Origin of the sequence: Neisseria sp. P0018.S001, from assembly GCF_051957355.1 — a bacterium.
Taxonomy (GTDB): Bacteria; Pseudomonadota; Gammaproteobacteria; order Burkholderiales; family Neisseriaceae; genus Neisseria; species Neisseria subflava_A.
Map to the genome: position 1 here is coordinate 125,050 of NZ_JBQCWN010000006.1, position 14,195 is coordinate 139,244.

Sequence of the window (14,195 nt, forward strand, 5' to 3'; positions counted from 1 at the left end):
AGGAATACCATGGACAACGAATTGTGGGTCATCTTACTGCCCATCGTCCTCCTCCCCGTTTTCTTCGCTATGGGCTGGTTTGCCGCGCGCGTCGATATGAAGACTGTCCTGAAACAGGCTAAAAGCATACCGGCAGGGTTTTACAAAAGCCTTGACGCCCTCGTTGACCGCAACAGCGGCCGCGCCGCGCGCGAATTGGCGGAAGTGATTGACCAACAGCCGCAGTCATACGACTTAAACCTGACCCTAGGCAAGCTCTACCGTCAGCGCGGCGAAAACGATAAAGCCATCAATATGCACCGCGCCCTGCTCGATTCGCCCGACACAGTCAACGAAAAACGCGCACGCGTGCTTTTTGAATTGGCGCAAAACTACCAAAGCGCAGGCTTGGTAGACCGTGCCGAACAAATCTTCCTCGGTTTGCAGGAAGGCGATATGGCACGCGAAGCCCGCCAACACCTTTTGAGCATCTACCAACAAGACCGAGACTGGGAAAAAGCCATCGAAATGGCGCAGCTCTTGAGCCATGACGAACAGACCTACCAGTTTGAAATCGCCCAGTTCTATTGCGAAATCGCCCAAGCCGCGCTGTTCAAATCCAACTTCGATGCCGCACGCTACAACATCGGCAAAGCACTCGAAGCCAACAAAAAATGTACGCGTGCCAACATCATCCTCGGCGACATCGAATACCGTCAGGGCAATTTCCCTGCCGCAGTGGAAGCGTATTCCGCCATTGAGCAGCAAAACCACGCCTATTTGAGCATGGTGGGCGAGAAACTCTATGAAGCCTATGCTGCGCAAGGCAAACAGGAAGAAGGCCTCAACCGCCTTATCGGCTATATGCAGACCTTCCCCGATCTTGACCTGATCAACGTCATTTACGAGAAAGCCTTGCTGCTCAAGGGCGAAAACGAAGCGGCGCAAATCGCTGTCGAACTCGTCCGCCAAAAACCCGATCTCAACGGCGTGTACCGCCTGCTTGGATTGAAACTCAGCAATATGAATCCAGAGTGGAAAGCCGATACCGATATGATTCGTTCCATTATCGGCCGCCAGCTGCAAAAAAGTGTCATGTACCGCTGCCGCAACTGCCACTTCAAATCTCAAGTCTTCTTCTGGCACTGTCCTGCCTGCAATAAATGGCAAACCTTTACGCCGAATAAAATCGAGATTTGATAAAGCGTTAAGCATCAAAAAAGGCCGTCTGAAATCTTTTCAGACGGCCTTTTTATTACGAAGCAAAATATCAAAACAGTTCAAAACATAGGCGCACACACCAGCACTATTTGCTCAACAACGCTGCTCTGCCCATGCCAACGCCGCTACAATCTGAGCCTCAATATCGGCATTAAACTCACCGGCACGGTACGCATCGCGCAATTCTGTGCGACGGGTTTCATCTGCCGCAATTTGGTTCAACACCACTTGCGGAAACTCTTTAAACACAGGCCCAGCCTCTTCATGCCCCATCAAAAACAGCGCAGGGATTTTTTGATTGGCGCGGACGATTTCCTGTTGGCGCGGATTCTCAAAACGGCTGCTGTCATCAAAATCGTTGCGGGCAATATAGTTGACGCGGATATTGGGATTCAACTCCGCTATTTTCTGAATAAACGGCACAAACACGCGGCAATCAGGGCAATATGGTGCAGCGGCAAGCAGCCAGTTTTGCGGACGGCTGATCTTTTTGACCGCCGCTACCGTTTGCGCCGACAGCTCGGTCGCCTGATAGAGTTGCTGCTGTTTCAATTTGTCTTCTTCGGTATCAAAATCCAAATATTCTGCATAAGTAGCCATGCTTTACTCCTGTTCTGTTGTATCGGTTTTCCCTGCCACGCCGGTCAAAAGCGGCACAAGTAGATTGACGACAAGGTTTTCAAATAGCGGCTCATCAAGAGGCGATTCTTCCGAATGACCAAACACCAGCTTCACTTCGGTATATTCTTTCTGCCCTTTACTCATTTTGTTGCCGTTAAAAACCTCATGGGCTTTTCTCAAGGCAGCATCCCAATCCTCTTTCTTGTTGTACTCCTCCGCTGCGGCAAGGCTGGTTTTGGCAAAAAACGGCAAGGGGGTATTTTGTCCGATTCGGAAATATACCAACCATTTTTTCAAAAGTTCTTTTGCTGTTTGTTGCTCGATGGCGGCATAGGTTTCGGTCTGCCCCAAGCTGACAATATAGGTTTGTCGGTTTGCAACGGATTTAGGGGCGACGGCACAAAAAATCAAATGTTCCAATAAACGGGCAATGCGGTTGGGTGCATTGTCTTTTTGGTTTAGGAACACAATGCGGCCGCATTCGTAAAGATTGCCGATGGTGCCTTGTAACACCAAGTCGTCAAAGTGTTCTTCATAAGGTTCAGACGGCCTTTTGTCACTGCGTATCAGCTCGACATCCACGTTTTTCGCAGATATCTGATACTGCTTCTGCCACAAACCGCCTAACTCGCCTACCGGCATCAGACTTTCTGCATTCAGCCGAATGGCCGTATCTTCAAAATCTTCACCTTTGCGCCGCGCATCCAAATAAGCATCGGCAATCCGACCTTCATGTTGCGGCTCAAACGGTTCGGCAGATTCCCATGCGCCGTCCAGATACGGCTGATCCCAGCTTAAATTTTTCTTCAGCCAAACTTTGACAGGGTTGCGCCAAAAACTGATGAGCTCGCCCTGGTGAATGGTTTTGCCCGGCTCTTCCTGACTTAAGGCCTCAAGGAAAAACGGCTGCGCTTCCGCTTGCGGTTGGTTCAACGCATCGGCGTAATCTTGGCGCGTACTGAAGAGGCCGTCTGAAAGCGCGTCCTTTTGGAAATAACGGCGTGAGAACGCCTGCAACGGATGATGTTTCACCCATTTCTCCGACAACTCGCGCCCGCTTTTCCCCGTCATGGCGGCAATGGTATCCAGCAGCTCGCTGATTAACGAAGACGGCGCGAACTCGGCATCATTGCGTATATCGCGGCCGATATAAGACAAATACAGCATTTCACGTGCGCTGATTAAGGCTTCGAGGAAGAGATAACGGTCGTCGTCGCGGCGGGCGCGGTCGCCTTTTTTCGGATGTTTGGCAATCAGATCGAACACCACCGCTTTGGTATTGCGCGGAAAATCGCCGTCATTCAGACCCAACAGGCAAACCATTTTAAACGGCAGGCTGCGCATCGGCACCATACTGCAAAAAGTGATGCCGCCGCTCAAAAATCCGGCTTGGCTTTCGCTGTCCAAAAAGCGGCGGATATGGCGGATAACGGTTTTACACGGCAACAATCCGTCAAATTCGGCCAACTGCGCTTCTTCCTGCCATTTCGCCAAAGACTGCTCAAACTGCTGCTTGGCGTATTGGTCGTCCGTATCCGGAGTAAACAGTTTCTCCAGCAAATCGCGGCAACGCTGCACCCAGCTTTCCACATTGGCAGGCTCTTGCCATTGCGCCGCCATATCGGCCAAAGTACGGATAAATTCGGCGAAACCGCTGAACACGTCCAGCTGATTGACATTGCTATGCCACGCGCTCACACCCTGCCACATACCGTTGCCGCCTTCAGGCAGCATCCAGCCCAAGGCCAAACGCTCTACCGCCTGCTGCCAAGTAAAGAGGTTGTCTTTGCCCTCGCGCATGGTTTGGTCCAAACCCCAATGCACATTCAATCCGGCAACAGTCTCATGCAGCAGCGGCACATCCTCCTCGCTCAAACCGAAGCGTTGCAGCACCAACCGGCTTTCCAGCAAAGGCAAAACCTTGTCCACTTCAAACCGACTTTCCAGCAAGTCCAAAGTTTGCGCCAAAGCATACAGCAAGGGCTGACGGCGGCTGAGTTTCACATCCGAAATCGAATACGGCAAAGCCTGACTGCCTGCATGCTCCTGTCCAAAAACGGCTTCGATAAACGGGCTGTAGGGCTCGATGTTCGGCGTCAAAACAGCAATATCGTGCGGTTGCCAGTCGGGATTTTTTTGCAACACCAGCGACAGCTCTTCTTTCAAAATCTGCAATTCGCGCAAAGGGCTGTGTGCCGCAACGATTTTGACCGAGCCGTCATTCAACAGCTTGTCCGGCTCAACACACACTAAATTGCCGTCCGCATCGTGAACCTGAACCAAAGCCTGTTGCGCGCCTGCTTCGCTTTCTTCCTGTTGATATAAGCGTTCAGACGGCATGATTAAGTTTTGGATATCGTTTTGCAGGCAATGCAACAAGGTATCGTCTTTTCCCTCTTCATAAACCTGAATATCCTGCTCGGTTTCCACTTCCGACAGAAAATCAAAGAAATCGCGCCCCTGCTTGCCCAAAGAAGCCAACAGCGGATGCCCTGCCTGCGACAAATCCGCCTCATCGCCCCTTTTCAAAATCTGCGCCTCGTCGATGACCTCGCCCCAATATTGGCTGCTCGGATTGAGTGCAAACACAAACACATCGCAATGCTTGGAAATTTGGTGCAGCAGTTGCAGATACATCGGCGCCATTGTCGAAATGCCGAATACAAACAACCTTTGCGGCAAGACCGATTTATCCAACTGCGCCAACAGCTTTTCCCACAAGGCCACGCGATGCGGCGCAGATTGGCTGCCATCGTCCAAATAACGCCACAGCCGCGCCTGCCAATCCTCATCATCGCCCAAACCCAGCAGCTTCCCAGCCTGCCACGCATCAATCCAATCCGGACGGTACACCAAATATTGGTCGAAAATATCCGCCATCTGTCCGGCAAGCTGATAATCCGCCGATGCCGAGCTATGCAAATAACTTTCCAGCTTCAAGCGCACGTTTTCGTATTCCGGGACCGTCTGAAACGCTTCGCTGCGGAACAAATCCAGCAAACGCCAACGCATGACTTCAGGCGAAAACGGACTGAGCGGTGGCACATCGGGAACCAATTTGCGCATCAGCTGCCACGCCAAACCGGCAGGCAGGCTGAACTTCAAATTCGCCGCCACGCCGAGTTTGCGCGCGAAAAACACATTCAGATAACGCCGCATCCCCTGGCTCTGCACCACCACTTCTTCCTGCGCCAATACAGAATCCAAGGGCAAGGCCTGATGAATATGCGCGCACATTTCGGCAAGCGCTTCCAAACGGTCGGACTGATAAAGATAAAACATAGCAGACAATCTAAAAAACAATTGCCCACATTATAATGCCATTAGGACAAATGCTTCAGCAGAAGCGGCAAACAAAAACACAGGCCGTCTGAAACGCATCGCTTCAGACGGCCTAAAACAAACCCATCGGCAGCCAATTATTAATTATTTATCGACCCCTGTACAAACCGGCTTCTCCTATCCTATAATTTCCCACATTCGGAATGTAGCGCAGCCCGGTAGCGCACTTCGTTCGGGACGAAGGGGTCGGAGGTTCGAATCCTCTCATTCCGACCAAATACAAAACCTGCTTGAGTCCAAGCAGGTTTTTTACATTCGGCAAGCCTATACTTCCGGCGGGAAAGGCGCGCCTTCGGGATGTTTGTAGCGGTTGTACATAAACAAATATTGTTCCGGAAAACGGCGTATCCAATATTCGGTATTTTCATTGATCACGCGCGCGTCGTTCTCCTTATCGCCGTTCAATTCGCCGCGCAAATGCTCGATGTGCAAGACAAAGCCTTTCCCGTCAGGCAGACGCTCGCCGCAGAAAAACAAAGCCTTCACGCCTTTGACTTGCGCCAGCTTGCCCGCCAACGTCATGGTGTAGGCAGGTTTGCCGAAAAAGTCCACCCAGACGCCGTCGCCGCCTTCTTCCGGAGACGGTACATGGTCCGGCAACACAATGGTTGCTTCGCCGCCGCGCAGCGCTTTGATGATTTGTTTGACGCCCTGAATACTGGTCGGCGCAGTCTTGCCTTTGCCGCGCACGCGCCCCGCCTGCATCACCGCATCAAAAGCCTTGATTTTCGGCGGCTTGTACATCGCCGTCAGCGGAAACGGCAGTTGCTGGCTGATGTAGCGGCCCGCCAAATCATAGCTGCCGATGTGCGGCGTGATAAACAGCAAACCTTCGCCCGCACTCAAAGCCGTCTGAACATGTTCCCAACCGTTGACGCTGACAAACAGGTTTTCAATTTCCTCAGGCCGTCTGAAAAACGCCACCGGCAATTCCAAGCCGCCTTTTGCCGTTTCACGGAAAACTTTTTTCACCGCCTCGTCCGTCGGGTTCAATCCGGCAAGTTTCATGTTTTCAAAAACTCGCCGGCGATCTTTCGACAGCAAGCGGAAACCCAAACTGCCCAGCAGATTGCCTAATTTGTGCAACCAAGCCAAAGGCAGTGCGGCCAGAAATTTAAAAATAAAGGTAACAAGCGTTTGCATAAGGTTTTACCAAAATGAAGTGGACAGATTGTAAACGAAACAAGCCGTCTGGGTGATTTTGACTTTATCAAAAACACTGGAAATTATGACTCAGATTGATGATATATATAAAGCTTAACCAAAAAAAGAAGCCCGAAGGCTTCTTTGGTGATTAATGAGAAAAAACAAGAGTTTGTTTTTCTCCTGTTGCTTTAAAGGTTGCATCATATCGGATTGACTTATCATCAATACGGCTAATTACAACATCAGATTTCGTCTGGTAATCATAGAAGCAAATATTTTTTTTATCACAATATGTTGCTTGAGCATAAAAATAACTTCTTTCGCCTTTAGGCGAATAAATCGTTCTTTCTATCTCTGGACCAAGTGAGGATATTTTTATAACCAAACTTGAATCCCAACCATTACCGGTAAAATTATAAGGTAAAGACGAGGCTGGTATTCCAGTCTTGTTTTCAACCTTAATTGTTTTTTTAGGTAAGATCACCATACTAAAAGCTACTATAATTATCAATAACGATAGGAATGTAACGAACCTATTAAAAGGTTTCGAGTTAATTTTTTTAACGTTATTAGCTCTAGGAGCATTGGTTTTTTTGGTGTACATATCTTCCACAGGAATTTCCTTTCAAATAAAAAATACTGCGATAACGCATAGCATTTAATATATGAAAGGCAAAAAATTAAGCTAGGAAAAATAAAATAGCCATGAAAGCAATAGCGCATAGCCCCATTACAATTTCAAAGGGATCCCTTTGAAGAATGACATAATTGTCATTATCCTGTTCATATCGTTGCAAATTATTTCGATGCTTAGTAGCTGGTCGTTTATCGACATAGCTATACGCATGAGGATTACGTTTCTTTTGTCTATTACTCATGATTTATCCTTTTCAAAACTTTTTTCTTCTTATTCACTAAATTGTACAAATGCACATACAAATGTATATACGCGCGAATGCTGAACTATTTTATGTAAATAAGTACGTTCTTTGTGTGAAATAAAGGAATTATTTCATTCTAGAAGTTTAATACTAAAAGTTCTTTTTTGCAAAAGGAAGGTAACAAAACAGACTTCGGGCAAATATATTGCGGCACACCTGCTTTTCTGCTACTATCCGCGCTGCATTAAGAGTTGGGAATTCCATGCCAACCTGCTTTTCCGAAAGAAAGGTAAGGTGGACGGTTGAAAAACCGATGTGGCTCGCCAGAGCAATCCAAACCCGCTTAATGCGGGAATTTTTTTGCCTGTAAGAAACGTGCAACAGGATTCCGAAACAGCAGACAAGTGCGAATGTTTCTCACTTGTATAGAGAAAAAGCGGAGTTTTTGTTATGATTTCCGCTGTCCGAAATAAAAGGCCGTCTGAAAACACAGCAGCCTGTTTTTAATGAAAGAATAGCAATGAGCGAATATCTGTTTACTTCCGAATCGGTATCCGAAGGCCATCCGGATAAAGTTGCCGACCAAGTATCCGATGCGATTTTGGATGCCATCTTGGCGCAAGACCCAAAAGCGCGTGTCGCCGCAGAAACCTTGGTCAATACAGGCTTGTGCGTATTGGCAGGCGAAATTACTACTACTGCCCAAGTGGACTACATCAAAGTCGCACGCGAGACCATCAAACGCATCGGCTACAACTCCTCCGAGCTGGGCTTTGACGCCAACGGCTGCGCAGTCGGCGTGTACTACGACCAACAATCTCCAGACATCGCCCAAGGCGTGAACGAAGGCGAAGGTATCGACCTGAACCAAGGCGCAGGCGACCAAGGTTTGATGTTCGGCTATGCCTGCGACGAAACCCCTACCCTGATGCCGTTTGCCATCTATTACAGCCACCGCCTGATGCAACGCCAAAGCGAATTGCGCAAAGACGGCCGCCTGCCTTGGCTGCGCCCTGATGCCAAAGCCCAACTGACCGTGGTTTACGACAGCGAAACCGGCAAAGTAAAACGCATCGACACCGTCGTCCTGTCTACCCAACACGATCCGTCTATCGGTTACGAAGAGCTGAAAAACGCTGTTATCGAACACATCATCAAACCGGTTCTGCCGTCTGAACTGCTGACCGACGAAACCAAATACCTGATCAACCCGACCGGCCGCTTCGTTATCGGTGGCCCGCAAGGCGACTGCGGTTTGACCGGCCGCAAAATCATCGTCGATACCTACGGCGGCGCAGCTCCGCACGGCGGCGGCGCATTCTCCGGCAAAGACCCGTCCAAAGTCGACCGTTCCGCCGCTTACGCCTGCCGCTATGTTGCGAAAAACATTGTAGCTGCCGGTTTGGCAACCCAATGCCAAATCCAAGTTTCCTACGCCATCGGCGTTGCCGAACCGACTTCGATTTCCATCGATACCTTCGGTACCGGCAAAATCAGCGAAGAAAAACTGATCGCTCTGGTTCGCGAACATTTCGACCTGCGCCCTAAAGGCATCGTCCAAATGCTCGACCTGCTGCGCCCAATTTACGGAAAATCCGCCGCCTACGGCCACTTCGGCCGCGAGGAGCCTGAATTTACTTGGGAGCGCACCGACAAAGCAGCCGCATTGAAAGCAGCCGCAGGCGTGTAAACTTCCGCATTTGAGGCCGTCTGAAAAGCAAAACGTTTTCAGACGGCCTTTTTCCTTATACAATAGCCACTTAAATTTCTATATACATTCTGAATAAAGGATACGGATTATGTTCGGCAAACAACTTTTCGAAGAAGTCAGCTCTAAAATAAGCGAAACCATCGCCAACAGCCCTGCCAAAGACATGGAGAAAAACGTTAAAGCCATGCTCGGCAGCGCGTTCAACCGCATGGATTTGGTGACCCGCGAAGAATTCGACATCCAACAACAGGTTTTGATTAAAACCCGTACCAAACTGGCCGAATTGGAAGCCCGTTTGGCCAAACTCGAAGCTGCTCAAGAGCCTGAAGAAGCGGCTTTGAAAGCTGCCGAAGCCGCTGCTGAAGAAGCTGTTGCCGAAATCAAACAACAAACCGAAGCTGCCGAATAAGGCCGTCTGAAACATGTCGCTTGCTTTGGTTTACAGCCGCGCCTTAAGCGGCATGAATGCGCCGTTGGTCGAAGTGGAAGCCCACCTTGCCAACGGCTTGCCACATTTCAATATCGTCGGTTTGCCCGATACTGAAGTCAAAGAAAGCCGCGACCGTGTACGTGCCGCCATCATCCAAAGCGGCTTCGACTTTCCCGCCAAGAAAATTACCGTCAACCTCGCACCGGCCGACCTCCCAAAAGAATCCGGCCGTTTCGATTTGCCTATTGCCTTAGGCATTCTTGCCGCATCGGGACAAATCAATCCTGAAAAGCTCGTGCAATATGAGTTTGCCGGAGAATTGGCACTGTCCGGCCTGCTGCGTCCCGTGCGCGGCGCGCTGGCCATGGCATGGCAGGGAATGCAGGCCGGCCGTTCATTCGTCTTGCCGCAAGAAAATGCCGAACAGGCTGCCGTCATGCGCGGTATCGCGGTTTATGGAGCGCGTTCTTTAGGCGAAGTGGCCGCGCATTTAAACGGTATCGAACCGTTGACACAAACTGAATGCAAGCTGACGCAAAGGCCGTCTGAACAAAGTAAAATTCCTGATTTAGCCGATGTTAAAGGCCAACATACCGCCCGCCTTGCTTTGGAAATCGCAGCGGCAGGCGGACACAGCCTGCTGATGATGGGCCCTCCGGGTACGGGCAAATCGATGCTTTCGCAACGTTTGCCCGGTATCCTTCCGCCTTTGACTGAAGACGAATTGGTCGAAGTATGGGCATTGCGTTCACTCCTGCCCAACCATCAACAGCAACTCGACAGCAACCGTCCTTTCCGCAGTCCTCATCACAGTGCCAGCTCGGCAGCCATGGTAGGCGGTGGTTCAGACCCACGTCCGGGCGAAATCTCATTGGCGCATCACGGTGTGTTGTTTTTAGACGAATTACCCGAGTTTGACCGTAAAGTATTAGAAGTATTGCGCGAACCTTTGGAAAACGGCGAAATCCATATTTCCCGCGCCGCACGCCAAGCAGTTTATCCGGCCAAGTTCCAACTTGTCGCCGCCATGAACCCCTGCCCTTGTGGCTATCTTGGCCATCCGTCCAAACCTTGCCGCTGTACGCCTGAAAGCGTTGCCCGCTACCGCAACAAAATTTCAGGGCCATTGCTCGACCGTATTGATTTAACCATCGAAGTACCCAGCCTTTCCGCTGCCGAGCTGATGCAACAAGAAGCAGGCGAATCCAGTGCCACCGTATTGGAACGCGTTACCGCCGCACGCAAAATCCAATACAATCGACAAGGCAAAGTTAATGCCGAATTGAGTGTCAGCGAGCTCGATGGCAAAGCCCGTATTCAAAAAGAAGCGCAAGAAGCCTTGGGAACCATGCTTGAAAAACTGTCCCTTTCCGCACGAAGTTTCCACCGCATCATGCGCGTTGCCCGTACTCTTGCCGATTTGGCAGGCGACGAAGAAGTCAGCAAAACCCATGTGATGAAAGCCATCGGCTTCCGTCGCGCCCTTTAACTTGTCAGACGGCCTGAATCTTTATGTTTAAGTAAAACTAGAGTAAACAAAGCATCAGGATTTTGCCGTCCATAACGGTTATTGATAAAATATCGAATCCAACTCAGACAGCCTCCTTTCAGGCCGTCTGAACACATTATTACAAGGTAAGTCATGAAAAAATCTACACAATATGGTAAAGGCTTGTCCGGTTTCTTTTTCGGCCTGATACTGGCAACAGGTATTATTGCCGGTATTTTGTTCTTCTTGAACCAAGGTAACCAAAACGTTTTTAAAGAGCTGACTCAGCCTAAACAAAGCGAAGAACCTGAAATCCTGAAACCTCAGGACAAAGCAGAGAAACGCCCAGCTACCGACACTTCATCTACCCAAGCAGATGAAGAAAAAGCCAAAGCAGAAAAAGAAGCGGCCGAGAAAGAAGCCAAAGCTAAAGAAGCGGCTGAAAAGGCTGCCAAAGAAGCTGAAGAAAAAGCTCAAGCGGAAAAAGAAGCTCAGGAAAAAGCCGAACAAGCAGAACGTGAAGCTAAAGAAAAAGCAGAGAAAGTCGCTGCTGATAAAGCCGAACGCGAAGCTAAAGAAAAAGCTGAAAAAGCCGCCGCCGATAAAGCCGAACGTGAAGCCAAAGAAAGAGCAGACAAAACTGCTGCCGATAAAGCCGAACGCGAAGCCAAAGAAAAAGCTGCAAAAGCTGAAGCAGAAAAAGAAGCTACTAAGAAAAAACTAGCTGAGAAAAAAGCCGAATTAGAGAAAAAACGCGAAGAAAAAGCCAAAGCGGAAAAAGAAGCTGCTGATAACGCTGCTAAAGACAAAAAAGCAGCCGACCAACTGACTGCCAAACAAAAAGAGCGTGCCGAGCGCAAACTGGCCGAGAAAAAAGCAGCCGAAGCCAAAAAACAAAACAAGCCGACACCTGAGCAAATCCTCAACAGCGGCAGCATCGAAAAAGCACGTAAAGCAGCAAATGCCTCTGCAACAAAAGAAAGCAGCAACGCTGCAAGTAAACAGTCAGCAGAAAAAGCTGAAGCAACTGCCAACAGCGGTAAAAAAGCCTTCCTGCAACTTGGTTCATATGCAGACCGCTCCAGCGCAGACTCACAACGTGCAAAACTGGCTATTTTAGGTGTGTCTTCCAAAGTGGTTGAATCGCAAAACGGCGATAAAACCATTTACCGAGTTCAAAGTAACACCATGCCGCAGGAAACCGCTGTAAAACTGCAAAAAAACCTGCAAGGCCATAATATCAACAGCTTGATTCGTTCTACCAAATAATGGAATCACTGATGAAGCAGCGTATAAAACAAACCATTGCCGCACTCAGCCTGAGCCTGCTCAGTCTGAGTGCGCAGGCTGCTACCGAGGGCGTGGACTATACTGTCCTCAGTCGCCCTATTCCGCAGCAACAAGCCGGAAAAATTGAAGTGCTAGAATTTTTCGGCTACTTCTGTGTCCATTGTTACCATCTCGATCCAGTTTTGTTGCAACACAGCAAAACCTTTGCCAAAGATGTTTCCTTACGGACAGAACACGTCGTTTGGATGCCTGAAATGTTAGGCTTGGCCAAAGTAGCCGCTGCCGTCAATCTTTCAGGTTTAAAATATCAGGCCAATCCAGTCATCTTCAAAGCAGTTTACGAACAAAAAATCAACCTGGCTGATGCAAATGTATTCCGATCATGGGTGGGTAAACAGACAAGTTTTGACAGTAAAAAACTGCTTCAAGCTTACAACAGTCCTGCTGCCGCATCGACTGCTGCAAAAATGCAGCAATTGACGGAAACTTATCGAATTGAAAACACACCAACTGTCATTGTCGGTGGTAAATACAAAGTCAATTTCAATGGTGGCGACTGGAAAGCCGGTATGAAAACCATAGACGAGCTCATCGTCAAAGTCCGCCGCGAACAATACTCAAAACCACTTTAACTAATCAACAAAAGAAAGACGGCCTCAAGGCCGTCTGAAAACTTATGGACATTCTAATTTTATTTAAAGCACTTATTCTCGGTATTATCGAAGGTTTAACCGAGTTTCTCCCTATTTCCAGTACCGGTCACTTGATTGTATTCGGTGACTTAATGAACTTTCAGAGCAACGGAAAAGTATTTGAAATTGCTATTCAACTCGGTGCAGTTTTAGCTGTCGTATTCGAATACCGCCAACGATTCACCCATATCATAAAAGGACTCGGTAAAGAACGGACAGCCAATCGCTTTGTACTGAATTTATTTATTGCCTTCATACCTGCTGCGGTTGTTGGCCTCTTGTTCAGCAAACAAATCAAATTACACCTTTTCAACCCAATTACCGTTGCTACCATGCTGGTACTCGGTGGTTTCTTCATTTTATGGGTTGAAAAACGCCAAACAACAGCTAAACCCAAAGTCAATCATGTAGACGATATGCGTCCAATCGACGCATTTGTTGTAGGATGCGCCCAAATTTGCGCCCTTATCCCTGGTACATCACGTTCAGGCAGTACGATTATGGGAGGTATGTTGTGGGGACTGGAACGTAAAACGGCTACCGAATTTTCATTTTTCCTTGCTGTACCAATGATGATTGCGGCAACAGGTTACGACATCTTAAAAAATTACAAACTCTTTACCTTGCAAGATGTCGGACAAATTGCCATCGGCTTTATCGCAGCATTTATCGCCGGTTTATTGGCAGTAAAAGCTTTGCTGAAATTTGTCTCCAGTAAAAACTATGTGCCTTTTGCCTACTACCGTATTGTATTTGGTGGTCTGATTCTCCTTACTTGGATGCTGGGCTGGGTCAGCTGGAGCGAATAACCCCTCTCCCGAAAGGACGTGCCTGAGCACGTCCTTTTCTTTATCCGCTTCCTCCCTTTCGATCATATTTCTACCCCGTAAAAGGACGACACTCCGCATCATTGCCCTTAAATATCTCCTCACCGTCCGTACAGCTTCCCTTCACCTTCATCTTCCCGCACACCACCACCGTCAGCGACTCGTTCAAGCGTAATACTCTCGGCTCCGCCTCCCTGTCCAGCGCCACCGCCTTCAGGGTAAACTTCCCTTCCAGGATCCCCTTAGCCTGACCGTTCATCCGAATGCAGAAACCGCCCGCCTCCTTGACCGGCAGCTCCGGCCACTTCGTCGACGTCAGCTTAAAGCTGCCCTTTTTCGTATAGAACTGCTCCATAAAGCGCGCATTTTCCAGCAGGGCAGCATGAGCCGCACGCAAGTTGGCCGAACGGACTGACTCCCGATAGGCAGTCAATGCCGCCGTCGCCAATATCGAAACCAGCAGCATCACCACCAACAGCTGTATCAAGGAGTAGCCCCTCTGTACAGCTGCCCCATTCCGTTTTCCGTCAAATGCTTTTAAGTACATATCTTTCTTCCCTTTATCT

13 protein-coding genes, 1 tRNA gene and 1 riboswitch are annotated in these 14,195 nt (G+C 49.0%); of the genes, 8 read left to right on the forward strand and 6 right to left on the reverse strand.

Annotation, left to right across the window (positions count from 1 at the left end):
- The first annotated feature begins 9 nt into the window (after positions 1–9).
- Positions 10–1,179 carry a lipopolysaccharide assembly protein LapB gene (gene lapB, locus ACTHTJ_RS05940; protein ID WP_070461306.1) on the forward strand — a complete coding sequence of 390 codons (1,170 nt, stop codon included), beginning with the start codon at positions 10–12 and terminating at the stop codon, positions 1,177–1,179.
- Positions 1,180–1,293: 114 nt separating this feature from the next.
- Here lapB and ACTHTJ_RS05945 read toward each other — a convergent pair whose 3' ends face one another.
- Together ACTHTJ_RS05945 and recC are read right to left on the reverse strand one after the other, a co-directional pair.
- Positions 1,294–1,800 carry a thioredoxin family protein gene (locus ACTHTJ_RS05945; protein WP_070461305.1) on the reverse strand — a complete coding sequence of 169 codons (507 nt, stop codon included), beginning with the start codon at positions 1,798–1,800 and terminating at the stop codon, positions 1,294–1,296.
- Between the two features lie 3 nt (positions 1,801–1,803).
- Positions 1,804–5,103: an exodeoxyribonuclease V subunit gamma gene (gene recC / locus ACTHTJ_RS05950; protein ID WP_440360849.1), complete on the reverse strand. Its 3,300-nt coding sequence runs from the start codon at positions 5,101–5,103 to the stop codon at positions 1,804–1,806.
- A gap of 199 nt (positions 5,104–5,302) precedes the next feature.
- Here recC and ACTHTJ_RS05955 point away from each other — a divergent pair.
- Positions 5,303–5,379, forward strand: a tRNA-Pro gene (locus tag ACTHTJ_RS05955).
- Between the two features lie 48 nt (positions 5,380–5,427).
- Here ACTHTJ_RS05955 and ACTHTJ_RS05960 read toward each other — a convergent pair.
- The 3 genes from ACTHTJ_RS05960 to ACTHTJ_RS05970 all read right to left on the reverse strand — a co-directional run bounded on the left by ACTHTJ_RS05960 (position 5,428) and on the right by ACTHTJ_RS05970 (position 7,187).
- The gene (locus tag ACTHTJ_RS05960; RefSeq protein ID WP_440360848.1) at positions 5,428–6,306 is read right to left on the reverse strand and encodes a lysophospholipid acyltransferase family protein; all 879 of its coding nucleotides are present in this window, start codon (positions 6,304–6,306) and stop codon (positions 5,428–5,430) included.
- A gap of 151 nt (positions 6,307–6,457) precedes the next feature.
- Complete coding sequence (locus tag ACTHTJ_RS05965) at positions 6,458–6,922, reverse strand: hypothetical protein (RefSeq protein WP_070583685.1); 465 nt, start codon at positions 6,920–6,922, stop codon at positions 6,458–6,460.
- Between the two features lie 67 nt (positions 6,923–6,989).
- On the reverse strand, positions 6,990–7,187 hold the full coding sequence (locus ACTHTJ_RS05970) for a hypothetical protein (RefSeq protein WP_107858221.1): 198 nt from the start codon (positions 7,185–7,187) through the stop codon (positions 6,990–6,992).
- A gap of 239 nt (positions 7,188–7,426) precedes the next feature.
- A riboswitch (SAM-I-IV-variant riboswitch) is annotated at positions 7,427–7,537 on the forward strand.
- Between the two features lie 173 nt (positions 7,538–7,710).
- Here ACTHTJ_RS05970 and metK point away from each other — a divergent pair.
- The 6 genes from metK (at position 7,711) to ACTHTJ_RS06000 (ending at position 13,611) form a co-directional block, all read left to right on the forward strand.
- Positions 7,711–8,880: a methionine adenosyltransferase gene (gene metK, locus ACTHTJ_RS05975; RefSeq protein ID WP_070583688.1), complete on the forward strand. Its 1,170-nt coding sequence runs from the start codon at positions 7,711–7,713 to the stop codon at positions 8,878–8,880.
- Between the two features lie 109 nt (positions 8,881–8,989).
- Complete coding sequence (locus tag ACTHTJ_RS05980) at positions 8,990–9,310, forward strand: accessory factor UbiK family protein (RefSeq protein WP_003684455.1); 321 nt, start codon at positions 8,990–8,992, stop codon at positions 9,308–9,310.
- A gap of 13 nt (positions 9,311–9,323) precedes the next feature.
- Positions 9,324–10,820, forward strand: a complete 1,497-nt coding sequence (locus ACTHTJ_RS05985) for a YifB family Mg chelatase-like AAA ATPase (RefSeq protein WP_070583690.1) — start codon at positions 9,324–9,326, stop codon at positions 10,818–10,820.
- A gap of 153 nt (positions 10,821–10,973) precedes the next feature.
- On the forward strand, positions 10,974–12,089 hold the full coding sequence (locus ACTHTJ_RS05990) for an SPOR domain-containing protein (protein ID WP_070583694.1): 1,116 nt from the start codon (positions 10,974–10,976) through the stop codon (positions 12,087–12,089).
- A gap of 11 nt (positions 12,090–12,100) precedes the next feature.
- Complete coding sequence (locus ACTHTJ_RS05995) at positions 12,101–12,742, forward strand: thiol:disulfide interchange protein DsbA/DsbL (protein WP_070583709.1); 642 nt, start codon at positions 12,101–12,103, stop codon at positions 12,740–12,742.
- Positions 12,743–12,786: 44 nt separating this feature from the next.
- Complete coding sequence (locus ACTHTJ_RS06000; RefSeq protein WP_070583696.1) at positions 12,787–13,611, forward strand: undecaprenyl-diphosphate phosphatase; 825 nt, start codon at positions 12,787–12,789, stop codon at positions 13,609–13,611.
- A 70-nt stretch (positions 13,612–13,681) separates the two neighbouring features.
- Here ACTHTJ_RS06000 and ACTHTJ_RS06005 read toward each other — a convergent pair whose 3' ends face one another.
- Positions 13,682–14,095 (reverse strand): type IV pilin protein, encoded by a 414-nt coding sequence (locus ACTHTJ_RS06005; RefSeq protein WP_440362660.1) that lies wholly within the window; start codon positions 14,093–14,095, stop codon positions 13,682–13,684.
- Positions 14,096–14,195 lie beyond the last annotated feature (100 nt).